Below are 24704 nucleotides of genomic sequence, written 5' to 3' on the forward strand. Positions count from 1 at the left end.
TCCCACTCTTGCAAAACATTCCGGGCGAATTCCGGCGCTCAGCGAATCCCGTTTGCGGCCGATGAGAAGTTCGTGCCCGTCGCTCGGCGTCGTATTCCGGTTCCCCGGCCGCGCTGGATCGTCCTCTCCGTCGTGCTCCTCCTGTTCGCCAGCCTGCTGCTGGTGAACGGTGTGGTGCAGGGCGAGTTCGCCCAGGACGGGGCGGTCGAGTCGACCTCGGACACCGGCCGGGTGCCGGACGAGGCGCTCAACGGCGGGCCGATCATCCAGACCGACGGGACCACCACGACGACGGCCTCGGCCGGGGCCGGCCAGATCGTGCTGACGTTCGACGACGGTCCCAGCCCGGAGTACACCCCGGAGATCCTGGAGGTGCTGGCGGAGTACGACGTGCCGGCCACCTTCTTCATGATCGGCTCGGAGATCAGCAAGTACCCCGGGCTCACCCGGGACGTGCTCGACGCCGGCCACGAGATCGGCATCCACACCTTCACCCATCCGGACATGTCCACGAAGAGCGACCGGCGCCGGTCGGTGGAGATGCAGGAGACCCAGTACGCCCTGGCCGGCGCGGCCGGGGTGACCAGTGTGATCTTCCGGCCGCCGTACTCGTCGACGGTGGCGGCGCTGGACGACACGAACTGGGCCGTCATGGCGGAGATGGGCGCCGAGGGCTACCTCACCGTCGTCAACGACCTGGACAGCCGGGACTGGGAAGCGGACGTCACGAACGACGACATCGTCGAGGCCGTCACCCCGACCGGCGACGACGGCGCGATCCTGCTCTTCCACGACGGCGGCGGCGACCGGTCGAAGACGGCGGCGGCGCTGCGCACGGTCATCCCGGCGCTCCAGGACGGCGGCTACACGTTCACCACGGTCGCGGCGATCACCGGCATGAGCACTGTCAACCCGGCCGCGACCACCCAGGAGAGGGTGCTCGGCCTCGGCATCGTCAGCGCCGTCCAGGTCGCCACGAAGGCCACCGTCTGGTTCTCCGCGCTGCTGGTGATCCTCGGCGTGCTGACCGTGCTCCGGCTCGTGCTGATGCTGGTGCTGGGCCGCCGGCACGCCCGCCGGTACCGGGGCGGGGACGCGGTCTGGGGTCCGCCGTACACCGAGCCGGTCACCGTGATCGTGCCGGCGTACAACGAGAAGGAGATCATCGCCGAGACGCTCGGATCGCTGGTGGCGAGCACCCATCCCATCCGGATCGTGGTGGTCGACGACGGTTCGGACGACGGCACCGCGGAGATCGCCGAGGGTCTCGGGTACGAGAACGTGACGGTGGTCCGGCAGCCGAACGGCGGCAAGTCGGCGGCCCTCAACAACGGCATCGCGCACGCGGACACCGACGTCGTCGTGATGATGGACGGCGACACGGTCTTCGAGCCGGACACCGTGCGGCTCCTCGTGCAGCCGTTCGCCGCGCCGGAGATCGGTGCGGTGGCCGGCAACGCCAAGGTCGCCAACCGGAACAGCATGATCGCGATCTGGCAGCACATCGAGTACGTGGTCGGCTTCAGCATCGACCGCCGGGCCTACGACGTGATGCGCTGCATGGCGACCGTGCCGGGCGCGATCGGCGCGTTCCGCCGTACCGCCCTCCAGCAGGTCAACGGCCTGAGCGACGACACCCTGGCGGAGGACACCGACCTCACCGTCGCGATCATCCGGGCCGGCTGGCGGGTCGTCTACGAGGAGCGGGCCCGCGCCTGGACCGAGGCGCCGGCGACCATGCCGCAGCTGTGGCGCCAGCGCTACCGGTGGAGCTACGGCACCATGCAGGCGATGTGGAAGCACCGGCGGGCGCTGTTCGAGAAGGGGCCCGGCGGGAAGTTCGGCCGTCGCGGCCTGCTGAACCTGGCCCTGTTCCAGACCCTGCTGCCGCTGCTCTCGCCGCTCATCGACGTCTTCCTGGTGTACGGCCTGATCTTCCTGGATCCGGCGCGCACGGTGATCGCCTGGCTCGCGATGCTCGGCATCCAACTGATCAGTACGGTCTGGGCGTTCCGGCTCGACCACGAATCCCTGAAGCCGCTCTGGCGCCTGCCGCTGCAGCAGTTCGTCTATCGGCAGCTCATGTACCTCGTACTGATCCAGTCGGTGCTGGCGGCGCTCGGCGGGATCCGGCTCGGGTGGCAGAAGCTGCGCCGTACCGGTGGCCTCAACGCGCTGATGGGTTCCCGGCTGCCGACAGGGGACGCATAGCTCTCTCGGGAAACCCATAAAAGCGGCACAGCGGAACCCCTCCCCAGAGTTCCTACCGTTGCTCGCATGTGCGGAATCGTGGGATATGCCGGCGGGCAGCCGGCCCTTGACATCGTGATGGACGGCCTGCGGCGCCTGGAGTACCGCGGCTACGACTCGGCGGGCGTCGCCATCGTGGACGCCGGTTCCCTGGTCTCCGAGAAGGCCGCCGGGAAGCTGGTCAACCTGGAGAAGGCGCTCGCCGAGCGGATCGACACCGGGTTCGACGTCGGGACGACCGGAATCGGTCACACCCGCTGGGCCACGCACGGCGGCCCGACCGATCGGAACGCGCACCCGCACGTCTCGGACGACGGCCGGGTCGCGGTCGTCCACAACGGCATCATCGAGAACTCCGCGGCGCTGCGGGCGTCGCTCGAGGCCGGCGGCGTCGCGTTCGTGAGCGACACCGACACCGAGGTGGCCGCCCACCTGATGGCCCGATTCCTGACCGCGACGCTGCGGGAGGGACTGCCGGGACCGGCCGCCCTCGCCGAGGCGATGCGCCGGGTGGCCCGGCTCCTGGACGGCGCGTTCACGCTGCTCGCGGTCTCGCCGGACGTCCCCGGCGCGGTCGTCGCGGCCCGGCGCGACTCGCCGCTCGTGGTCGGCCGTGGCGACGGCGAGAACTTCCTGGCGAGCGACGTGTCGGCGTTCATGGAGCACACCCGGTCGGCGATCGAGCTCGGCCAGGACCAGGTCGTGCTGATCACCGCCTCGGACGTGGAGATCACCGGCTTCGACGGCACCCCGGCGGCCGGCACCCCGCTGACCGTGGACTGGGACCTCGCGGCCGCGGGAAAGGGCGGCTACGACTTCCACATGCTCAAGGAGATCGCCGAGCAGCCGCAGGCGGTCGCCGGCACGCTGCTCAGCGCGTTCCCGGAGCTGCCCCTCGACGGCGTCGAGAAGGTCGTCGTCGTGGCCTGCGGCACGGCGGCGCACGCCGGCATGGTGGCCCGCTACGCGATCGAGCAGTGGGCCCGCATCCCGTGCGACGTCGAGCTCGCCGGCGAGTTCCGCTACCGCGACCCGCTGGTCGGCCCCGGCACGCTGGTGATCGCGGTGAGCCAGTCCGGCGAGACCATGGACACCCTGATGGCGCTCCGGCACGCGAGGGCGCGGGGCGCCCGCGTCCTGGCGATCTGCAACACGAACGGCGCGACGATCCCGCGCGAGTCGGACGCGGTGCTCTACACGCAGGGCGGCCCGGAGATCGCGGTCGCCTCCACGAAGGCGTTCCTCACCCAGCTGGTGGCCTGCTACCGGGTCGGCCTCGCCCTCGCCGAGGCGCGCGGCCGGGCGGTCCCGTCGATCCGGGAGGCGCTGCGCGAGGTGCCGGACCAGCTGCGCGCCCTCCTCACCCGGACCGCCGCGATCCGCGAGGTGGCGTACGACCTCGCCCCGTCCCGCCAGGTCCTCTTCATCGGCCGGCACGTCGGCCACCCGGTGGCCCTGGAGGGCGCGCTCAAGCTGAAGGAGCTCGCCTACATGCACGCCGAGGGCTTCGCGGCCGGCGAGCTCAAACACGGCCCGATCGCCCTCGTCGACGCCGGCACGCCGGTGATCTGCGTGGTGCCGGGGCCCGGCCCCCTCCACGACAAGGTCGTCTCCAACATCCAGGAGGTCCGCGCCCGGGGCGCCCGAACCGTCCTGATAGCCGAGGAGGGCGACGACGCTGTGCTGCCCTACGCCGACGTCCTGATCCGCGTCCCGGCCACCCCACCCCTGCTGGCGCCGCTGCTCACCACGGTCCCGCTCCAGATCCTGGCCTGCGAGATGGCGGCAGCCCGAGGCCACGACGTGGACCAGCCCAGAAACCTGGCCAAGTCGGTGACGGTCGAATAGGGGCGACCACCCACCAACGCGAGACGCGCGTCACGGCCCGGACCCACCACCGGGCCCGCGCAACCGACCGTCAACAGTTCACCTGCGGTTGGTGACCCGAAAAGTTCGTACCCCGAAGAAAGCGCAACAAAAATCCCCCACCGCAACCATCGCACCGTGGGGGGGGGTTCGGGGGGCTCGGCCCCCCGGCAGACAAAACGAGGCGGATCGGTCCAAGGGTTATTTGGACACGAACCGCCTCCGACTCGTGCCCCCGGCAGGATTCGAACCTGCGCTTTCGCCTCCGGAGGGCGACGCTCTATCCCCTGAGCTACGGGGGCCCAGTGGTTCAGAACTCTAGCAGGCCCGCCGGAACCATCGCCAACCGGTTCCGGCGGTGTCGCTCATCAGCTGCTCTGAGCCTTCTTGAGCAGGGAGTCGATCAGCTGGATCTCGCCCTGCTGGGCGGTCACCATGCTCTCGGCGATCCACTGGACGTCTTCGTCGTCGGAGAGCTCGAGGGCCTCCTGGGCCATGTGCACGCCGCCGACGTGGTGGGCGCGCATGAGGGTGAGGAACTGGACGTCGAGGTCTTTGCCGGTGGCGGCGCGGAGGGCGGCCATCTGCTCGGGGGTGGCCATGCCGGGCATCAGGCCGTTCACGATGGAGCCCTCGGAGCCGGGGATCCACGCCATCGGCTCGGCGGTGCCGGTGGGGGAGAGGTCCCAGTCGCGCAGCCAGGACTGCATGTAGCCGATCTGGCCCTGCTGCGTCGTGGCGATGTCGGCGGCCAGGGTGACCACGTCGGGCGTGGCCGAGCCGGCGTGGGCGATCATCGCCATCTCGACGGCCTGGGCGTGGTGGGTCGACATGTCGCGCAGGAAGCCGGCCTCGATCGAGTCGTCGCCGGGGTGGCGCAGGCCGGGCAGGACCAGGCCGGCGCCGAGGCCGAGGATCAGGCCGACCAGCAGGGTCGCGACGGCGACATAGCCGATCTTGCGGGTGCCGCCCGCTCCGGGCGCGTCCGTGGACGCGTCCGAAGCCGGCGGCTGGACCTCAGAGATCATCAGGACGCGGCGGAGGCGGCGGGCGCCGGGACCGGGTCGCTGGTGGTGTTGCCGCTGGAGCAGGCGGCGCCGGGCTCCATCGAGGCCTTGACGCGGGTGATCCGCATGAAGTCGTCGATGCGGGAGTCGTCGGCGCTGTCGACCTTGAGCTGGTAGCCCCAGACCTGGACCGAGACGTTCTTGTCGAGGTTCGCGATGGGGGACAGGAACGTGTAGTCCTTGCCCTCGACCTTCTCCTGGAGCTTCTGCACCTGGGCGGCGTCGAGGCCCTGCTTGTAGGTCACCCAGACCGCGCCGTGCTCGAGGCTGTGCACCGCGTGCTCGTTGGCGATGGGCTCGGTGTAGACGTCGCCCATGCAGTTCTGCCAGGTGCTGTTGTGCGCGCCGCCGACCGGGGGGTTGGTCACGTAGGTCTGCGGACCCTCCTTGTGGGTCCGGTCGTCGATCTGCGCGTTCTTCTGGGCGCGGTAGTCGACGACGCCGTCGATCGCGGCGACCTGCTCCTCCCAGGGCTTGCTGCCCTGGACCGAGGCGAAGACGCCGTAGCCGATGATGCCGGCGGCGATGAGGACCACGACGCCGATGAGCGCGATCGGTCCCCAGTTGCGGCCGCCCGCGACCTTGACGGGGGCGACGGGCTTGCGGCCCTTGCCCTTGCCGCCGCCCTTGGCTCCGGGACGGGCCGCGCCGGGCCGGTTGGATCCGGACTTGCCCGCGGGGGGCTTGCCCTGACCGGTCGTCTTGCCGACCTTGACGGTGGACGGGACCCGTTCGGGACCCGGCGTGCTCATGCTCATCGTGCCTCGTCGATTCGTAAAGGTGGGGAAGGGCGGGGCGCGGGTGGCCGCCGAACGCCGAAGTCTACCCCCGATAGCATGTTCCGGTGACTCCCGCCAACCTTGCTGACACCGTTCTCTCAGCTGCTCGTGCCGTATTCGAGACGCGCGGTCTCGACGTCGCGGCGCTGCCCGCCACGACGGCGGTGGAGCGTCCGCGCAACCCCGAGCACGGCGACTACGCCTCGACCATCGCGCTCCAGGTCGGCAAGAAGGCGGGTGTGGCGCCGCGCGAGCTGGCCGCCGCTCTCGCCGAGGAGCTGGGACGACGCCCCGGCATCAAGTCGGTGGAGATCGCCGGGCCGGGCTTCCTGAACATCCGGCTCGACGCCGCCGCGGCCGGCGTGCTGGCCCGCGACATCGTGCTCGCCGGATCAGCCTACGGCCGGACCGACCGGCTCGCCGGGGAGAAGATCAACCTGGAGTTCGTGTCGGCGAACCCGACCGGCCCGGTGCACATCGGCGGCGTCCGCTGGGCGGCCGTCGGCGACGCGCTCTCCCGGCTGCTGCGCACGGCGGGGGCCGAGGTCGGCACCGAGTACTACTTCAACGACGCCGGCTCGCAGATCGACCGCTTCGCCCGGTCGCTGCTCGCCGCCGCGAAGGGTGAGCCGGCGCCGGAGGACGGGTACGGCGGCGCGTACATCGCGGAGATCGCGGCCGAGGTGGTCGAGCGCGAGCCCGGGGTCCTGGATACAGCGGATCCTCAGGAGACCTTCAGGCGGGTCGGCGTCGAGCTGATGTTCGCCGAGATCAAGCAGTCGCTCGGCGAGTTCGGCGTGCACTTCGACACCTACTTCAACGAGAAGGACCTGCACGACCGCGGCGAGCTTCAGGAAGCCCTGGACCGGCTGCGCGAGCAGGGCCACATCTTCGAGTCGGACGGCGCGACCTGGCTGCGGACCACCGACTTCGGCGACGACAAGGACCGGGTGCTGCGCAAGTCGGACGGCGACTGGACCTACTTCGCCGCCGACTGCGCCTACTACCTGGACAAGCGCAAGCGCGGCTTCGACCGGGTCGTGATCATGCTGGGCGCCGACCACCACGGCTACATCGGCCGGATGAAGGCGATGTCGGCGTGCTTCGGCGACGACCCGGCGAAGAACCTGGAGATCCTGATCGGCCAGCTGGTCAACCTGGTCCGGGACGGCGAGCCGGTACGGATGAGCAAGCGGGCCGGCACGGTCGTGACGCTCGAGGACTTCGTCGAGGCGCTCGGCGTGGACGCGACGCGGTACGCGCTGGCGCGGTACTCCAGCGACTCCCCGATCGACATCGACATCGACCTATGGACCAGCGCGAGCCGGGAGAACCCGGTCTACTACGTGCAGTACGTGGCGGCCCGGACCGCCAGCGTCGCCCGCAACGCCGCCGACGCCGGGCTGGTGCGGACCGACGACTTCAAGCCCGAGCTGCTCGCCCACGACAAGGAGAACGAGCTCCTCAAGACGCTGGGCGAATACCCGGAGACGGTAGCCTTCGCCGCCGAGCACCGGGAGCCGCACCACGTCGCCCGGCTGCTCGAGAAGATCGCCGGCGCCTACCACCGCTTCTACGACGAGCCCGCCTGCCGGATCACGCCCAAGGGCGACGAGCCGATCACCGACGGGCACCGCTCGCGGCTCTGGCTCAACGACGCCACCCGTACGGTGATCGCCAACGGTTTGTCACTTCTCGGCGTCTCGGCCCCGGAGAGGATGTAACGCATGCGCGCACACGAGGCCGGGGCGCTGCACGGCGACCTCGGCAGCCGCGGCCCGGCCTGGCTGCGGAGCCCGGAGGACGTGAACGCCCTGGTGCCACAGCTGTGGCCGCGGACGGTCACCCGCGGTTCCGAGGGCTCGCTCGAGATCGGCAAGGTGAAGGTCACCGACCTGGCCGCCGACTACGGCACGCCGGCCTACCTGCTCGACGAGGACGACCTGCGGGCCCGCTGCCGCGACTTCAAGGCGGCGTTCGCCGGGGCCGACGTCTTCTACGCGGGCAAGTCGTTCCTCTGCAAGGCGGTCGTCCGGATCGTCGAGGAGGAGGGCCTCTTCCTGGACGTGTGCTCGGGCGGCGAGCTGGCGGTGGCGCTCGCGGCCGGGTTCCCGCCGGAGCGGCTCGGCTTCCACGGCAACAACAAGTCGGTGTCGGAGCTGTCCCGGGCGCTCGACGCGGGCGTCGGCCGGATCATCGTCGACTCGTTCGACGAGATCGCCCGGCTGACCGAGCTCGCCAGGGAGTCGGGCAAGCGGCCGGGCGTCCTCATCCGCGTCACGGTCGGCGTCGAGGCGCACACCCACGAGTTCATCGCGACCGCCCACGAGGACCAGAAGTTCGGCTTCAGCCTGGCCGGCGGGGCGGCGTTCGCGGCGGCCGCGCAGATCCTCGACGAGGACGTGCTCGACCTGCGCGGGCTGCACTCGCACATCGGCTCGCAGATCTTCGACACCAGCGGGTTCGAGGTGGCCGCCCGCCGGATCCTGGAGCTGCAGGCGCAGATCCGGGACGCGCGCGGCGTCGAGCTGCCCGAGCTCGACCTCGGCGGTGGCTTCGGCATCGCGTACACCACGCAGGACAGCCCGTCGACCGCCGGCGACCTGGCCAAGCGGATCAACAAGATCGTCGAGTCCGAGTGCGAGCTGGCCTCGCTGCGGGTCCCGCACCTGTCGATCGAGCCGGGGCGGGCCATCGTCGGCCCGGCCGTCTTCACCCTCTATGAGGTGGGCACGGTCAAGGACGTGGACGGCATCCGCAGTTACGTGAGCGTCGACGGCGGGATGAGCGACAACATCCGCACGGCCCTGTACGACGCGTCCTACTCGGCCACGATGGCGAACCGGCGCTCCGAGGCGGAGCCGATGCTCGCCCGCGTTGTGGGAAAACATTGTGAGTCCGGGGACATCGTCGTGAAGGATGAATTCCTGCCCGCCGACGTGCAGCCCGGAGATCTTATCGCTGTGCCGGGCACCGGTGCCTACTGCCGGAGCATGGCCAGCAACTACAACCACGTTCCTCGGCCGCCCGTGGTGGCGGTGCGCGACGGCGCCGCCCGCGTCATCGTGCGGCGCGAGACCGAGGACGACCTGCTTGCATTGGATGTTGGATGAGCTCAGCGAAACCGGTCCGCTTGGCACTGCTCGGCTGCGGCACCGTCGGTACTGAAGTGGTCCGGCTGCTCCACGAGCAGGCCGACGACCTGACCGCCCGGATCGGCGCCCCGCTGGAGCTGGTCGGCATCGCGGTGCGCCGGGCCGGCCGGGAGCGCGGCGACCTGCCGGTCGGCGAGGAGCTCTTCACGACGGACGCGCTGGGCCTGGTCAAGCGGGACGACGTGGACGTGGTGATCGAGGTGGTCGGCGGCATCGAGCCGGCCCGGACCTGGCTCACCGAGGCGCTGCGCGCCGGCAAGAGCGTCGTCACGGCCAACAAGGCGCTGCTCGCCGAGGACGGCGGCGCGCTGCACGACGCCGCGGCCGAGGGCGGCGCCGACCTCTACTACGAGGCCTCGGTGGCCGGCGCGATCCCGCTGCTCCGCCCGCTGCGCGAGTCGCTGCACGGCGACCGGGTCACCGCCGTGACCGGCATCGTGAACGGCACGACCAACTTCATCCTCTCCTCGATGGCGGCCACCGGCGCCGGCTTCAGCGAGGCGCTCGAGGAGGCGACCGAGCTCGGCTACGCCGAGGCCGACCCGACCGCCGACGTGGAGGGCTTCGACGCCGCCGCGAAGGCCGCGATCCTGGCCTCGCTGGCGTTCCACACCCGGGTGACCGCCGCCGACGTGTTCCGCGAGGGCATGACCTCGGTGACCGCCGGCGACATGGCGAGCGCCCGGGAGATGGGCTGCACGATCAAGCTGTTGTGCATCGCGCAGCGTGGGGACGACTCCGTCTCCGTCCGCGTGCATCCGGCGATGATCCCGCTGACCCATCCGCTCGCGAGCGTCGGCGACGCGTTCAACGCCGTCTTCGTGGAGGCCGAGGCGGCCGGCCCGCTGATGTTCTACGGCCGGGGCGCGGGTGGCCGGCCGACCGCGAGCGCGGTCCTCGGCGACATCGTGGCGGCGGCCCGCAACAAGCTGACCGGCACCCGGGCACCGAGCGAGAGCAACTACGCCCGGCTCGCGGTCCGGCCGATCGGCGAGTCCCTGACGCGCTACCACATCAGCCTCGACGTGGCCGAGCGTCCGGGTGTCCTGGCCGCCGTGGCCGGGGTCTTCGCCGACCACGAGGTCTCGATCGCGACGGTCCGGCAGTCCGGTCGTGAGGATGACGCGAAATTGGTCATCGTGACGCACAGTGCTCCGGACGCGGCCCTGGCGGCTACCGTCGAAGCACTGTCGCGACTGGACATCGTCCGTTCGATCGCCAGCGTGCTCCGCGTCGAAGGCTCCGCTTCCTGAATAGTGGGCGCCTGGTCCCATAGATCGGATAACTGGGGCACCCTAGGCGACGAAAACACCAGCTTGAGTGAGGAGTAGGCCATGTGGCGGGGCTTGATTGAGGCGTACCGGGACCGGCTGCCGGTCACCGACGCCACCCCGGTGGTCTCGTTGCACGAGGGTAATACCCCGCTGGTGCCGGCGCCGGTGCTGTCGTCGCGGGTGGGGGCGGACGTCTACCTCAAGGTCGAGGGCGCGAACCCGACCGGCTCCTTCAAGGACCGCGGCATGACCATGGCCGTCTCCAAGGCGGTCGAGGAGGGCGCCAAGGCGATCATCTGCGCCTCCACCGGCAACACCAGCGCGTCGGCCGCCGCCTACGCGGCCCGGGCCGGCATCACCTGCGCGGTCCTGGTGCCACAGGGCAAGATCGCGCTCGGCAAGCTGGCCCAGGCGCTCGTGCACGGCGCCCGGCTGCTCCAGGTCGACGGGAACTTCGACGACTGCCTCGCGCTCGCCTCGAAGCTGTCCCAGGACTACCCGGTCGCCCTGGTCAACTCGGTGAACATCTTCCGCCTGCACGGGCAGAAGACGGCGTCCTTCGAGATCGTCGAGGCGCTCGGCGACGCGCCCGACATCCACTGCCTCCCGGTCGGCAACGCCGGCAACATCTCCGCCTACTGGATGGGCTACCAGGAGGACCTCGAGGCGGGGAACTCGACGAGGCTGCCGAAGATGTTCGGCTTCCAGGCCTCCGGCGCCGCCCCGATCGTGAACGGCAAGGTCGTCGAGAACCCGTCGACCATCGCCACCGCCATCCGGATCGGCAACCCGGCCAGCTGGACCAAGGCCCTCGACGCCCGCGACGCGTCCGGCGGCCTCATCTCCGCGGTCACCGACCGTGACATCCTCAACGCCTACCGCCTGCTCGCGCGCGAGGTCGGCGTCTTCGTCGAGCTCGGCAGCGCGGCCAGCGTCGCGGGCCTCCTTCAGCAGGCCGCGGCGGGGAAGATTCCGTCCGGCTCGCGCATCGTCTGCACCGTGACGGGCCACGGCCTCAAGGACCCGGAGTGGGCGATCTCCACCGCTCCGTCACCCACGGTCATCGCCAACGACGCCCTGATCGCCGCGAAGGCGCTCGATCTCGCCTGACGCGGGGGTCGTTCCAGGACTGCCGGTTCCGCTTTCCTTCATGGGTACGAGGGGGCTGGCAGTCCCCGGCCGCATCACCGGCGTCCCCGCCCACGACGCGGGCTCCTGCCCACTCCAGGCCGTCCGGCGCGTTTCGCTATCGGTGCATGGTCAAGCAGCATCCGGCGGGCCCGCGTCCGCCGCGCCCTCGCCCGTTCCGGCGCTCCCGCCGGCCGCGCTCCCCCCGGCCGCGCTCCCGCTCTCGCTCGAAGCCGCGGCCGCGCCGGCCTCGCGCAGCAGCAGCTCCATCGCATGAGCGACCACCGACAGCTCCTCGGCTGAGAGCCGGCTGAGGAGCTCGCGCTGTCTCGACACGCCTGCGGTGATGATGCCCTCGATGACCTCCGTGCCCGCTCTGGTGAGACCGATCCGGCGAACGCGCCGGTCGTGCAGATCCTCCGTGCGCGTGACCAGGTCCTGCACCACGAGGCGGTCGACCATCCCACTCAGCGCGGCGGCGCCGACGCCGAGCATGCGGGCCAGTTCGCCGCCGGAGACGGTGCCGTGCCGGGCCAGCAGCAGAAGGATCTTCAACTGCGACATGGTGAGGTGCGTCTCGAACAGCGGGTCGGACCGGTCATCGGCAAACACGTGCTGCAGCCGGATCTGCGCGCCCATGATGTCTGCGATGAGCTTCTCTTTCTCGCTCAGCGCCTGCTCCTTCGGTGACGGGCTGATGTCCGGGCGGGGTCCATCTGATGTCGGACGGTATCCCATCACCCCGGCTGAAAACCATTTGTTCGCGTCAGGCAAACTATCAGTATCGACCGAACTTTTCTCGGGGGAGCGCCCATGTCAGCTCTGACACGGCTAAGCCTTGCCAACCGAGGTCTCGTAGCCCTGATCGCCATCGTGATCAGCGGCTTCGGCCTCTATGCGATCCCGTCCCTGAAGCAGCAGCTCTTCCCCTCGATCGAGCTGCCCGCCGCGTTCGTGAGCGCGGTGCTTCCCGGCGCCTCCCCGGAGGCCGTCGAGGAACAGGTGACGAAGCCGATCGAGGACGCGGTCAAGGGCATCGACGGGATCGACACCGTCACCTCGACCTCCCGCGAGAACGCCTCGAGCGTCGTGGTGCTCTTCGAGTACGGCACCGACATCGAGTCCGCGGTCAACCAGGTCACCACCTCGCTGAACCGGATCCAGTCGCAGCTTCCGGACGACGTCGACCCGCAGGTCTTCGCCGGCGGCACCGACGACATCCCGGCCATCGTGCTCGCCGCGACCGGCGGCAGCGACGAGAGCGACCTGCTCAACCGGCTCGACGAGACCGTGGTGCCGGAACTCAGCGCGATCAGCGGCGTCCGCGACGTGCAGGTGACCGGCGCGCGCGCCGAGCAGGTCGTGATCACGCCGGACCTGGCGAAGATGGGCGCGGCCGGGGTCAGCCCGCAGTCGCTCACCACGGTCCTGCAGGCCAACGGCGTCTCCATCCCGGCCGGCGCGGTCGTCGAGGACGACAAGTCGCTGACCGTCCAGGTCGGCTCCCCGATCACCTCGGTCGACCAGCTGAAGAACGTCTACCTGACCGGCTCGAAGGGCTCGGTCAAGCTCGCCGACGTGGCGAGCGTGGCGAGCAAGCTCCCGGCCGCCGAGTCGTACACCCGGACCGACGGCGTCGACAGCCTCGGCATCGCCGTGACGGCCCGCCCGGACGGCAACCCGGTCGAGATCTCGCACGAGGTCCGCGACATCCTCGCCGACCTGGAGGCCGACTCCGGCGCGACGCTGACCGTCATCACCGACCAGGCGCCGTACGTCGAGCGCTCGATCGAGAGCCTCACCACCGAGGGTCTGCTCGGCCTCGTCATGGCCGTCATCGTGATCCTGGTCTTCCTGCTCAGCGTCCGGTCCACTCTGGTCACCGCGGTCTCGATCCCGCTCTCCGTGCTGGTCGCGCTGATCGCGCTCTGGATCGGCGACTACACCCTCAACCTGCTCACCCTCGGCGCGCTCACCATCGCGGTCGGCCGGGTGGTGGACGACTCGATCGTCGTGCTCGAGAACATCAAACGACACCTCGAGTACGGCGAGGAGAAGTCGCACGCGATCCTCGCCGCGGTCAAGGAGGTGTCCGGCGCGGTCACCGCCTCGACGCTCACGACGGTGGCTGTCTTCGCCCCGATCGCCCTGGTCGGCGGCCTGGTCGGGCAGATCTTCTCGTCCTTCGCGATCACCGTGACGGTCGCGCTGCTGGCCTCGCTCTTCGTGGCGCTGACCGTCGTGCCGGTCCTCGCGTACTGGTTCCTCAAGCCGCCGGCCGCCGACGCCGACACCGAGGCGATCCGCAAGGCCGCCGAGGAGAAGGAGCTGCGGAACCCGCTGCAGCGCGGCTACCTGCCGGTGATCCGGTTCGCCACCACGAAGCGGTGGACCACCGTGGCGATCGGCGTGCTGGTGCTCATCGGCACGTTCGCCCTCTCCACCCGCCTGGAGACGAACTTCCTCGACGACTCGGGCCAGGACAGCATCACGGTCAGCCAGGAGTTGCCGGCCGGCACCAGCCTCGCGGCCACCGACGAGGCGGCCAAGAAGGTCGAGACGATCCTCGCGGACCGCGACGACATCACGACGTACCAGGTCACGGTCGGCGGCAGCTCGGCGAACCCGTTCGCCGGCGGCGGCGGTGGCAGCACCGCGACGTTCAGCGTGGCCCTCGACGAGGACGCCGACAGCGAGAAGGTCACCGAGGAGCTGCGCACCGAGTTCGACGGGCTCACCGACGCCGGTGAGATCAAGATCGGTCAGGAGAGCGCCGGCCTCGGCAGCAGCGGCCTCTCCGTCCAGGTGAGCGCCGCCGACAACGAGGTGCTCGCGTCGGCGACCGAGCAGGTGCGCGGCGCGATGGCCGGGATCTCCGGCGTCACCGACGTGGACACCACCCTGAAGGCCAGCGTGCCCCGCCTCGACGTGGTGGTGGACCGCGAGGCCGCGGCCGACGCCGGCCTCACCGAGGCGCAGATCGGCCAGACCGTGGCCGGTCAGTTCCGGGCCGCCCCGGCCGGTCAGATCAGCGTCGACGGCGCGAGCCAGGACGTGGTGATCTCGTTCGGCAGCGCTCCGGCCGACCCCGAGGCGCTGAAGAAGCTCCCGCTCACCACGAGCAAGGGCATCGTCCCGCTCGACCAGGTCGCCGACGTGAAGCAGGTCGACGGCCCCGAGCAGGTCACCCGGGTCGACGGCAACCGGACCTCGACGGTCACCGGCACGGTCACCGGCTCGGACCTGCGGGCGATCAACGCGGACCTGACGAAGAAGCTCGACGCGCTCACGCTGCCGCCGGGCGCCGAGTACACGATCGGCGGCGTCAGCGCCGACCAGGACGAGGCGTTCGGTCAGCTCGGCCTCGCCGTGCTCGCCGCCATCGCGATCGTCTTCATCATCATGGTGGCGACGTTCCGCAGCATCCTGCAGCCGATCATCCTGCTGGTGTCGATCCCGTTCGCGGCGACCGGCGCGATCGGCCTGCTGCTGATCACCGGCACCCCGCTCGGCGTCCCGGCCCTGATCGGTGTGCTGATGCTGGTCGGCATCGTGGTCACCAACGCGATCGTGCTGATGGACCTGATCAACCACTACCGGGCGGCCGGCATGGGCGTCCAGGAAGCGGTGATCGAGGGTGGCCGGCACCGCCTGCGCCCGATCCTGATGACCGCGATCGCGACCATCTTCGCGCTGATCCCGATGGCGCTCGGCCTCACCGGCGAGGGCGGCTTCATCTCGCAGCCGCTGGCCATCGTGGTGATCGGCGGTCTGGTCAGCTCGACGCTGCTGACCCTGGTGCTGGTGCCGACGCTCTACACGCTGGTGGAGAACCGCAAGGAGCGGTCGCGGGAGAAGCGGCAGGCCAAGCGGGCCCGCAAGGCGGCCGGGAAGTCCGGCACGCCGGCCGGGACCGAGGCGTCCGAGGTGCCCGCCGACGACGCCCCGGAGGCGGAGGAGGCGCCGGAGCCGCCCGCCAAGGAGGGCGCGCTCCGCGGCTACACCGACCAGTTCGAGGTGCTGAAGATGCCTCGGAAGCCCAACGAGGCGTGACGACGAGGTGAGGATGCCCGGCCACCGGCCGGGCATCCTCTTTTATAGGCTCGGTGAGTGCCGCCAGCCCTTTCGGTCCTTACCCGCAACCGTGACTTCCGCCGTCTCTTCTCGGCCGAGCTCGTCGTCTTCGGCGCGGACTGGTTCGTCATGGTCCCGCTGCTCGTCCTGCTGCCGGAGCTGACCGGCAGTGGCGTCTGGGGCGCGATGGTGCTCGCCGTGGACACCGGCATCAACGCGCTGCTGCTGCCGTACACCGGCACGATCGCCGACCGGGTGGACCGCCGGAAGATCCTGGTGGTGGCGAACCTGGCGTCGTTCCTCGCGGTCCTGCTGCTGTTCGCCGTGCAGTCGGCGGCCACCGCGCCGCTGGCCCTGGTCGCGGTCGGCGCCATGGCGGTGGCGAAGTCCTTCTACTCGCCGGCCGCCTCGGCCGCCCTGCCCAACGTCGTCGACCCGGCGGACCTGGCCGCCGCGAACACCGTCGCGGGCTCGGCCTGGGGGACCATGACGGTCGTCGGCGCCTCGCTCGGCGGCGTCGTGAGCACGGTCGCCGGCCCGTACGCATGCTTTGCCGTGACCGCGGCCCTGCTCCTGGCCGGAAGCGTGCTGACCGCCCTGATCCGCCGCCCGCTCCAGGCGCCGCGCAGCGGCGGCGAGCGCCCGGAGACCCTGCACGCCCTGGTGGAGGCGCTGCGCTACATCGGGGCCCGGCCGCGGCTGCGCGCCCTCATCACGGTCAAGTCGGCGGTCGGTCTCGGCAACGGCGTGCTCACCGTCTTCCCGCTGATCGCGGTGGCGCACGGCGTGGGCGCGCTCGGCGCCGGCCTGCTCTTCGCGCTGCGCGGCGCCGGCGCGCTGATCGGCCCGCTGCTGATGCGCCCGGTCCTGAACCGGCCCTCCTGGCTGCTGCCCGGCCTGGCCCTCTCGATGGGCCTGTACGGGCTCGGCTACCTCGGCGTCGCCTTTGCCCCCTGGTTCCCGCTGGTGCTCGCGCTGGTCTTCGTGGCGCACTTCGCCGGCGGCACGAACTGGGTGCTGTCCAACTACGCGCTCCAGGGCGAGGTGCCGGACGCGCTGCGCGGCCGCGTCTTCGCCACCGACATGATGCTGGCGACGCTGGCGATCGCGATCAGCCAGCTCGGGGCGGGCGCGGTCATCGACGTGGTGGACATGAAGTGGGTGCTCGCCGGGTGCGCGTCGATCACGCTGGTCTACGCGGTCGTGTGGCGGATCGCGACCCGCCGCCTGGGGGCGCCTCGACATTCGGGAATACCAGGGCGGGACACCTCGGTTTAAATGATCAAGCCCTAGCATGTGGCGATGGGCCTGTCCTTCGTCTCCGACCCGGTCTCCGTCAGCACGCCCGCGACCAGCGCCAATCTCGGTCCCGGCTTCGACGCGCTGGGCCTGGCGCTCACCCTCTACGACGACCTCACCGCGCGGGTGACCGGCGCGGGCTTCACCGTCGAGGTCACCGGTCAGGGCGCCGGCGAGCTGCCGGCCGACGAGTCGCACCTGGTCGTCCGCTCCATGCTCGCCACCTTCGACGAGCTGGGCGAACGGCCGCCGGGTCTCGCGGTCACGTGTGTGAACCGGATTCCGCAGGCGCGCGGCCTGGGCAGCTCCTCGGCCGCCATCGTGGGCGGGGTGCAGCTGGCCCGCGGCCTGGTCGAGGGCGGCCTCGAGCTGATCAGCGACGAGGACGCGCTGCGGATCGCGGCGCGCATCGAGGGTCACCCCGACAACGTGGCGCCCTGCCTGCTGGGCGGGTTCACGGTGGCCTGGACCGAGGGGACCGGCGCCCGCGCGGTCAGCCTGCCGCCGTCCGCGGCGGTCCGCCCGACGGTTTTCATCCCGGACGAGCGTGGGTACACCGCCACCGCCCGGGCCGCGCTGCCGTCCGAGGTCCCGCACCGGGACGCGGCGTTCAACGCCGGCCGGGCCGCGCTGCTGACGCACGCCCTCACGAGTGATCCGTCGCTGTTGTTCCCGGCGACCGAGGACCGGCTGCACCAGGGTTACCGGGGACCGGGGATGCCGGGCAGCGCGTCGCTCGTGGCGGCGCTCCGCTCGGTCGGCGTGGCCGCCGTGATCAGTGGCGCGGGGCCCACGGTTCTCGCGTTGACCGAGGTCCCGGCCGATTTCCAGCCGGGATCGCACTGGCGCGGCGAAGTGCTGGGCGTGGATGACGCCGGTGCTCGTGTGAAAGGGGGTATGGTGGAACACGCCGAGCGGGGCCCTGTTGCCGCAGGTCGCACGAGTTGACTACGCTCAAGACCTAGCACAGTGCTTCAGGACCAGCCGCGAAGCAAGCGATCTCTGCGATTGATTCGGCGCACCCCCGAGATTTCTGGGCCGACGGCCTGTCTCAAACTCTCATCAAGGCACACGCCGAGCAGCAGTCGATGGATCGCTGCACTCGCCGAGACCTACCCGTCAAGCCCTGGCGGGCAGGGACACCGTCGAGCTGCCGTGCTGCACGAAACTCCCGCGCCGCTGTTGCGAAGCGGGCTCCGAGGGCACCCGGCCCAGGCTGCAGTTCCGGGTGGACTCGGGTTTTTTCCGACGGAAGGAATCCATTGAGCGACACCACCGACGTGACGTCGGGTGTTTCTGACGTCGCTGACGGCGCCGGCACCACCGCGACCGCCACGAAGCGCCGCCGCGGCGGCACCGGGCTGTCCGCGATGCTGCTGCCCGAGCTGCAGAGCCTCGCCGCCTCCCTCGGCATCTCCGGCACCGCCCGGATGCGCAAGGGCGAGCTGATCGCCGCGATCACCGAGCGCCAGAGCGGTGGCGGCGCTGCCGCCGAGCCGGCGCCCCGTCCGCGTACCAACGGCTCCGACGCCGTCGCCGCGGCCGCCCCGGCCCAGCCCGCCTCGGCCCAGCCCGCCCCGGCCCAGTCCGCCTCGGCCGCCCAGCCCGCCCCGGCTCAGGCTGCGGCCGCCCAGGCCGCATCCACTCAGGCCGCCCCGGTCGAGGCCGCCCCGGCGGAGAAGCCGCAAACCGCAGCCGCCCCCGCCGAGAAGGCCGAGCGCCCGTCGCGGCGCAGCCGTGAGCGGGTCTCCCGCGAGCCGGCCGCCCGCGAGACCGCCGAGGCCGCCCCGGCCGCCGCCGCCGCGGCTCCCGCCGAGGCGCCGGCAGCCGTCGCCACGGCTCCGGCCGAGACGACCGAGCGCCCGGAGCGGGGCGAGCGTCCCGAGCGGGGCGAGCGCAACCGCGACCGGCAGCGCAACCAGCGCGACGGCCAGCGTGACGGCGGCCAGCGCGACGGCGGTCCTCGTGACGGCCAGCGCGATGGTGGCCAGCGTGACGGCGGTCCGCGTGACGGCCAGCGCGATGGCGGTCCGCGTGACGGCGGTTCCCGTGACGGCCAGCGCGACCAGCGCGACCGCAACGACGACCGGGCGCCGCGCTCCGACCAGGGCCGCAACGACCAGGGGCACGACGACGACGACAACGAGTCCGAGGGCGGCCGCCGGAGCCGGCGCAGCCGTTTCCGGGACCGCCGCCGTGGCCGGGACCGTGACGAGGACGGCGGTGGCCGTCAGCGTGACGGCGGCCGCGAGGGCCGGGAGCCGCACGTCTCCGACGACGAGGTGCTCGTCCCGGTGGCCGGCATCCTCGACGTGCTCGACAACTACGCGTTCGTCCGGACCACCGGTTACCTCTCCGGCCCGAACGACGTCTACGTGTCGATGTCGCAGGTGAAGAAGTACGGTCTGCGCCGCGGCGACGCGGTCACCGGCGCGGTGCGCTCCGCCCCGCGGGACACCGGTGAGCAGCGCCGGGACAAGTACAACCCGCTCGTCCGCCTCGACACCATCAACGGGATGGAGCCCGAGGAGGCGCGCCGGCGTCCCGAGTTCTACAAGCTCACCCCGCTCTACCCGCAGGAGCGCCTGCGGCTGGAGACCGAGCCGCACATCCTCACCACCCGCGTCATCGACCTCGTGATGCCGATCGGCAAGGGCCAGCGCGCCCTGATCGTCTCGCCGCCGAAGGCCGGTAAGACGATGGTGCTGCAGGCGATCGCCAACGCGATCACCCACAACAACCCCGAGTGCCACCTCATGGTCGTGCTCGTGGACGAGCGGCCCGAAGAGGTCACCGACATGCAGCGCTCGGTGAAGGGCGAGGTCATCGCGGCCACGTTCGACCGGCCGCCGCAGGACCACACCACGGTCGCCGAGCTGGCGATCGAGCGGGCCAAGCGCCTCGTCGAGCTCGGCCACGACGTGGTCGTCCTGCTCGACTCGGTGACGCGGCTCGGCCGGTCGTACAACCTGGCGGCGCCGGCCTCCGGCCGCATCATGTCCGGTGGTATCGACTCGACCGCCCTCTACCCGCCGAAGCGGTTCCTGGGCGCGGCGCGCAACATCGAGAACGGTGGCTCGCTCACCATCCTCGCGACCGCGCTGGTCGAGACCGGCTCGATGATGGACACGGTGATCTTCGAGGAGTTCAAGGGCACGGGTAACGCCGAGCTCAAGCTCGACCGCAAGATCGCGGACAAGCGCGTCTTCCCGGCCGTGGACACCGCCGCCTCCGGCACCCGTAAGGAAGAGATCCTGATGGGCAAGGAGGAGCTCGCGATCGTCCACAAGCTCCGCAAGGTGCTCAGCTCGCTGGAGTCGGGCGCCGCTCTGGACCTCCTGCTGGACCGGCTCAAGCAGAGCCGCACCAACATCGAGTTCCTGATGCAGATCGCCAAGTCGACACCTGGCGAATAATGAGGCTTGTTCGCGACCTACGGTGAGTTGCAATCCGCGCTAGTAGCGGCAATTGATCTGAACCGTCGCGAACAAGGCTCACTCGAGCAAAAGGCCGGGATCCATCCGAATCGGGTGGGTCCCGGCTTTTTTGTCGCACAACTTGTCTGATTCGCCCCGGTCGGGGTCATGCAACCTCCGGTTACTACGCCCCTCAAGTAATCCGGAGGCCTCGATGATCGTGCCCGGCTACCGGGACCACCCGGCCGAGCCCTGGGACCCGGAGGCGCCCGCCGACCCCGGCGAGGCGGAGGACTTCCTGCGCCGCTGCTACACCGAGAACCCGCGACTCGGACCGGTCGAGCCCCGGCTCGCCATCGTCCGGGCGCAGATCGCGGCGACCGGCACCTACGTGCACACGCCCGAGGAACTGGCACACGGCGCCCGGATGGCCTGGCGCAACGCGAGCCGGTGCATCGGGCGGCTCTACTGGCGGAGCCTCGTGGTCCTGGACCGCCGCCGGGCGCGGACCGCCGATGAGATCTTCTCGCTGCTGGTGCAGCACCTGCAGACCGCCGGCGACGGCGCGATCCGGCCGGTGATCAGCGTCTTCGCGCCGGCCGAGCCGGGCCGGCCGTGCGCGCGGGTCTGGAACGAGCAGCTGATCCGCTACGCCGGGTACCGGACCGGGTCCGGCGAGACGGTCGGCGATCCGCGGCAGACCGGCCTCACCGACGCGGTGCGCGGCTTCGGCTGGCGGGGCAAGGGCGAGGCGTTCGACGTCCTGCCGCTGGTGATCGAGACGCCGGGCGAGGGCATCCGCCTCTACGAGCTGCCGGAGCGCGCGATCCGCGAGGTGCCGCTGACCCACCCCGAGCACGCCTGGTTCGCCGAGCTGGGCCTGCGCTGGCACGCCGTGCCGGCGATCGCCAACATGCGGCTCACGATCGGCGGCGTGCACTACCCGCTCGCGCCGTTCAACGGCTGGTACATGGGCACCGAGATCGGGGCGCGCAACCTCGCCGACGCGGACCGGTACGACCTGCTCCCGGAGATCGCGAAACGGCTGGAGCTCGACACCAGCCGCGAGTCGACGCTCTGGCGGGACCGCGCCCTGGTGGAGCTGAACCGGGCCGTGCTGCACAGCTTCGAGCAGGCCGGGGTGAAGATGACCGACCACCACACCGAGTCGCAGCGGTTCATGGCCCATCTGCGCAACGAGGAGAAGGCGGGACGGCCGGTGCCGGCGGACTGGACGTGGATCGTGCCGCCGATGTCCGGGGGTCTCACGCCGGTCTTCCACAGGTACTACGAGGAGGCGGATCTGCGGCCGGCGTTCTATCTCGACGACGAGGCGGCGAACCTGGCGCAGGGGTGCCCGTTCAAACGGACGCGGTGAGAGGGCTCAGGCGAACTCGTTGACCGCGAAGTCGTCGCGGTGCCGCCACGACGCCTCGGTGCGCACGTGGCCGGCCCGCACCCACTTCAGCACCCGGTGATCGAAGTCGGCGGCCGGGATGCGCCCGGCCGCCCGTACGACATAACCCTCGGAGCGGTCCTCGGACCGCTGCCGCGACCAGGCCGCGCACGCCTCGGAGAGGCTGCCGCCGCGGTAGAGGACCGGGACGACCGGCAGCTCCAGGCGCTGCGCCCAGTCGACCGTGTCGTCCCAGCCCAGCAGGGTGTCCGTCTCGTCCCAGATGCCGAAGACCAGGAAGACGCCGGGCAGGTCGGCGTAGGCGATGCTGCGGCGGGCCCACATGGACTCGCCGCAGACCCGCCACTCGTCCGGTATCCGGTGCGCGGTCATCGCCCAGAGCGCCTTCGCCGGCCGGTCCCAGGGCTGGGTGCCGGAGTCGAGCGAGCGGGCGTACATCGCGTCGCGGGTGAAGGTGAGATTCCCGCCGTCCATCTTCTCGGTCACCACGAGCTCACCGTCCAGCCAGGACAGATCGTGCTGCACCCGGTCGTCGGAGGTGGCCCCCGGTGATCCGGGCAGATGGAACGTACGCGGGTATTTCACCCTAGAAGTCCCCTTCCGCCACCTGGAAGACCGTGAGGCCGAGCGCCCGCCACATGCGTACCACCTGCCGGCGGTCGTCGAACACCCCGGTGATCCGCCAGCGGTCCCGGATCTCGGAGTCGAAGATCTCGCGCTTCACGATCGCATCCTTGCGGCTGTCGCCCTCCGGCCGCATGAACAGCGCCTCGTACGGCACGCCGACGAAGAGCTCGAGCCACGCCTCGGTCTCGGCCCGGCACACCGCGTCCCGGCCCGAGCAGAAGACGATCGCATGCCCGGCCGCGTGCATCGCCCGCACCGCCGTGATCACCGACGGGTTGGGCGCGTCCTCGCCGACCCGGCCCCAGTCGTACGGGCTGCGGCCGCTCATCAGCGCGACCGTGCCGTCGATGTCGACGAGCACCGCCTCGGGCAGCTCCGGGTCGGGCCGGTAGACCACGCCGGGGCCGCCGCGCTCGACGAACGGGACGGGCAGCGGCAGGTTCCGCCCGGCCAGGTAGCGCTCGTGCATGCGGCGGATGCCGGCCTCGCCGACCCGCTCGTCCCCGGGCCGGCCGGCGTCCCGGCGCAGGCACTCGTCGAGCGGCACGCCGGTGAAGTCGTGCACCTCGAACGACGCGTCGAACCGGGCCGCCAGCTCGGCCCACTCGCGGACCGTCTTCGCCCGCAGGTTGGTGTCGTCGACGACGACGCTGCCGCGGGCCCGCAGCAGCGCCTCGACGGCCGCCCGCTGGGCCTGGGTGACCTGCGCCTCGGAGCGCTGGGTGTAGAGCCGCGCGCCGTGCAGCATGCGGCGCAGATCGTCCCGGTTGACCCGGACCACGTCCGGCTGGAGCTTGCGGGCGAACGTGGTCTTACCGGAGGCGGGCAGCCCACGCGTTATCAGAAGTCGGGTCATCGGAGAGGCTCCTTGCTCGCTGCCACAGGCCGGGACGGTAGTCCTTGCCGTCGAGTCGCAGGAACAGCTCCCCGCGATGTTCGCTGTGCACCGCCGCCGCCGCGAACTCCTTGCGGCCCCAGCCGTCCGGCAGCGAGGCGACGATCGCGGCGAACGCCGACTCCACCGCCGCGGCCCGGGCGTCGACGGCCGCGGTGAGCTCGCCGGCGACGCCGCGCGCCCAGACGTGGAATTCGTCGGGGAGCGGCGCGAGCAGGGCGTCCAGGTCGCCGCCGTTCGCCAGGACCTCCCAGACGGTACGAGGGGTCAGCCCGGTGACGAGACGGTGCAGCCGCACGTAGTCGGCGTACTTGATCTTCACGCGCTGGTCGGTCTCGGTGAAGTGCACCACGAGCCCCTCCCGTCCGGCGCGCGCCGGCGCGTCCAGCGCCTCGGCGAACGTCGCGTACCCGAACGTCTTCACGACCGGGCCGGGCCACCCCGGCACCGCCGACGGCCCGTAGGTGCGGCCGCCCGCGATGTCGACGGCGCCGAGCAGGACGAGGTCGTCCAGGCCCGCGTAGTCCACGACGATCCGGTTCCCCGGGTAGATGATCTCGACGAGGACCGTGACGCCGGCCGGGGGCGCGAACGAGGCGTACCTCGTACGCAGAAGGTCTGTCGCATGGCGTGCCTGATCCGACGCGAAGGACCCCCGCGTGGCGACGGCGTAGCCGGAGCCGTCGTGATAGATCAGGCCGAGGCTGCCGTCCGCCTTGTCGGTCACCGTCACGGCGGCGTCCGGGAGCAGGGCCGGCGCCTGGGGCTCGGAGTGGTTGAAGAACTTCGGCAGCGGGCGCGCCACGATCCGGCCGGCGGCGTCCACGATCAGGCCCCGGCAGGCCAGCGTCACCGGGGTCCAGGCCGCCGAGTACTGGCAGGCCTCGGTGTAGTTGTAGATCGTGAAGGGCCGGGACGGATGACGCTGCGCGCGAACCAGCCCGGTTTCGACCGCGGAGGCCAGTTCGACCGGATCGAGGACGTCGGCGAGCAGGGTCATCGGAGCGCCTTTCAGCTGCGGGAATCACCGGAAGGCCGCTCACGTTAGGTACGACGAAACCAGTTGCACCTCCTGATTTCTCGTTGCTACGGGGGTCATGGCAGACTGGTACATCGGCCAGTAGGGGTTCCGGTTCACGTCTTCCAGCACGTGCAGGCGACCCGGCGACCCGACCATCTGAGAGGGACCGAGTAAACATGAAGAGCGGCATCCACCCCGAGTACGCGACCACCGAGGTCGTCTGCTCCTGCGGCAGCACCTTCACCACCCGTAGCACCGCCAAGGGCGGCGAGATCCGCGTCGAGACCTGCAGCGCCTGCCACCCGTTCTACACCGGCAAGCAGCGCGTCCTCGACACCGCGGGCCGGGTCGCGAAGTTCCAGGCGAAGTACGCCAAGGTGAACGCCGCGAAGAAGAAGTAACTGCTTCAACGGCGCCCGTCCCGGTTCTCGGGGCG

At 71.0% G+C, this 24704-nt stretch carries 18 protein-coding genes and 1 tRNA gene; 12 read left to right on the forward strand and 7 right to left on the reverse strand.

Features of this window, described 5'->3' with window-relative positions; translation table 11 throughout:
* Positions 1 to 72 precede the first annotated feature (72 nt).
* Both AB0G10_RS02400 and glmS read left to right on the forward strand, forming a co-directional pair.
* On the forward strand, positions 73 to 2211 hold the full coding sequence (locus tag AB0G10_RS02400; RefSeq protein ID WP_360915264.1) for a bifunctional polysaccharide deacetylase/glycosyltransferase family 2 protein: 2139 nt from the start codon (positions 73 to 75) through the stop codon (positions 2209 to 2211).
* 66 nt (positions 2212 to 2277) lie between these two features.
* A complete protein-coding gene (gene glmS, locus AB0G10_RS02405) occupies positions 2278 to 4098 on the forward strand; it encodes a glutamine--fructose-6-phosphate transaminase (isomerizing) (protein WP_360915267.1) in 1821 nt (606 codons plus the stop codon).
* A gap of 248 nt (positions 4099 to 4346) precedes the next feature.
* On the opposite strand, the gene AB0G10_RS02410 is transcribed toward glmS, so the two are convergent.
* The 3 genes from AB0G10_RS02410 to AB0G10_RS02420 all read right to left on the reverse strand — a co-directional run bounded on the left by AB0G10_RS02410 (position 4347) and on the right by AB0G10_RS02420 (position 5941).
* Positions 4347 to 4418 (reverse strand) — tRNA-Arg (locus tag AB0G10_RS02410).
* 66 nt (positions 4419 to 4484) lie between these two features.
* On the reverse strand, positions 4485 to 5144 hold the full coding sequence (locus tag AB0G10_RS02415) for a DUF305 domain-containing protein (protein WP_360915270.1): 660 nt from the start codon (positions 5142 to 5144) through the stop codon (positions 4485 to 4487).
* Entirely contained in the window at positions 5144 to 5941 is a 798-nt protein-coding gene (locus AB0G10_RS02420; RefSeq protein WP_360915273.1) for a DUF3105 domain-containing protein, read from the reverse strand. Before AB0G10_RS02420 ends, AB0G10_RS02415 begins: the two co-directional genes overlap by 1 nt.
* Positions 5942 to 6027: 86 nt before the next feature.
* On the opposite strand from AB0G10_RS02420, the gene argS reads away from it, so the two are divergent.
* The 4 genes from argS (at position 6028) to thrC (ending at position 11501) form a co-directional block, all read left to right on the forward strand.
* Positions 6028 to 7686, forward strand: coding sequence for an arginine--tRNA ligase (gene argS / locus AB0G10_RS02425; RefSeq protein ID WP_360915276.1), 1659 nt, complete (start codon positions 6028 to 6030; stop codon positions 7684 to 7686).
* Between the two features lie 3 nt (positions 7687 to 7689).
* Positions 7690 to 9075, forward strand: a complete 1386-nt coding sequence (gene lysA / locus AB0G10_RS02430) for a diaminopimelate decarboxylase (protein WP_360915279.1) — start codon at positions 7690 to 7692, stop codon at positions 9073 to 9075.
* Positions 9072 to 10370 carry a homoserine dehydrogenase gene (locus AB0G10_RS02435; RefSeq protein WP_360915281.1) on the forward strand — a complete coding sequence of 433 codons (1299 nt, stop codon included), beginning with the start codon at positions 9072 to 9074 and terminating at the stop codon, positions 10368 to 10370. Before lysA ends, AB0G10_RS02435 begins: the two co-directional genes overlap by 4 nt.
* Before the next feature lie 81 nt (positions 10371 to 10451).
* On the forward strand, positions 10452 to 11501 hold the full coding sequence (thrC, locus tag AB0G10_RS02440; protein WP_360915284.1) for a threonine synthase: 1050 nt from the start codon (positions 10452 to 10454) through the stop codon (positions 11499 to 11501).
* A 150-nt stretch (positions 11502 to 11651) separates the two neighbouring features.
* Here the strand turns inward: thrC and AB0G10_RS02445 are convergent, their stop codons facing one another.
* On the reverse strand, positions 11652 to 12293 hold the full coding sequence (locus AB0G10_RS02445; RefSeq protein ID WP_360915287.1) for a MarR family transcriptional regulator: 642 nt from the start codon (positions 12291 to 12293) through the stop codon (positions 11652 to 11654).
* Between the two features lie 39 nt (positions 12294 to 12332).
* Here AB0G10_RS02445 and AB0G10_RS02450 point away from each other — a divergent pair, with 39 nt between their 5' ends.
* The 5 genes from AB0G10_RS02450 (at position 12333) to AB0G10_RS02470 (ending at position 21686) form a co-directional block, all read left to right on the forward strand.
* On the forward strand, positions 12333 to 15572 hold the full coding sequence (locus AB0G10_RS02450) for an efflux RND transporter permease subunit (protein WP_360915290.1): 3240 nt from the start codon (positions 12333 to 12335) through the stop codon (positions 15570 to 15572).
* 57 nt (positions 15573 to 15629) lie between these two features.
* Positions 15630 to 16871: an MFS transporter gene (locus AB0G10_RS02455; protein ID WP_360915293.1), complete on the forward strand. Its 1242-nt coding sequence runs from the start codon at positions 15630 to 15632 to the stop codon at positions 16869 to 16871.
* 24 nt (positions 16872 to 16895) lie between these two features.
* Positions 16896 to 17840: a homoserine kinase gene (thrB, locus tag AB0G10_RS02460; RefSeq protein WP_360915296.1), complete on the forward strand. Its 945-nt coding sequence runs from the start codon at positions 16896 to 16898 to the stop codon at positions 17838 to 17840.
* Between the two features lie 314 nt (positions 17841 to 18154).
* Positions 18155 to 20308 carry a transcription termination factor Rho gene (gene rho / locus AB0G10_RS02465; protein ID WP_360915299.1) on the forward strand — a complete coding sequence of 718 codons (2154 nt, stop codon included), beginning with the start codon at positions 18155 to 18157 and terminating at the stop codon, positions 20306 to 20308.
* Positions 20309 to 20522: 214 nt separating this feature from the next.
* Positions 20523 to 21686: a nitric oxide synthase oxygenase gene (locus tag AB0G10_RS02470; RefSeq protein ID WP_360915301.1), complete on the forward strand. Its 1164-nt coding sequence runs from the start codon at positions 20523 to 20525 to the stop codon at positions 21684 to 21686.
* 6 nt (positions 21687 to 21692) lie between these two features.
* Here AB0G10_RS02470 and AB0G10_RS02475 read toward each other — a convergent pair whose 3' ends face one another.
* The 3 genes from AB0G10_RS02475 to AB0G10_RS02485 are packed head-to-tail and all read right to left on the reverse strand — an operon-like array spanning position 21693 to position 24247.
* A complete protein-coding gene (locus AB0G10_RS02475) occupies positions 21693 to 22310 on the reverse strand; it encodes an RNA ligase family protein (protein WP_360915304.1) in 618 nt (205 codons plus the stop codon).
* Between the two features lies 1 nt (position 22311).
* Positions 22312 to 23208, reverse strand: coding sequence for an AAA family ATPase (locus tag AB0G10_RS02480; protein ID WP_360915307.1), 897 nt, complete (start codon positions 23206 to 23208; stop codon positions 22312 to 22314).
* Complete coding sequence (locus AB0G10_RS02485) at positions 23165 to 24247, reverse strand: RNA ligase (protein ID WP_360915310.1); 1083 nt, start codon at positions 24245 to 24247, stop codon at positions 23165 to 23167. Before AB0G10_RS02485 ends, AB0G10_RS02480 begins: the two co-directional genes overlap by 44 nt.
* Before the next feature lie 197 nt (positions 24248 to 24444).
* On the opposite strand from AB0G10_RS02485, the gene rpmE reads away from it, so the two are divergent.
* A complete protein-coding gene (rpmE, locus tag AB0G10_RS02490) occupies positions 24445 to 24669 on the forward strand; it encodes a 50S ribosomal protein L31 (protein ID WP_127543228.1) in 225 nt (74 codons plus the stop codon).
* Positions 24670 to 24704: the final 35 nt, after the last annotated feature.

Origin of the sequence: Actinoplanes sp. NPDC023714 (assembly GCF_040639855.1) — a bacterium.
Taxonomy (GTDB): Bacteria; Actinomycetota; Actinomycetes; order Mycobacteriales; family Micromonosporaceae; genus Actinoplanes.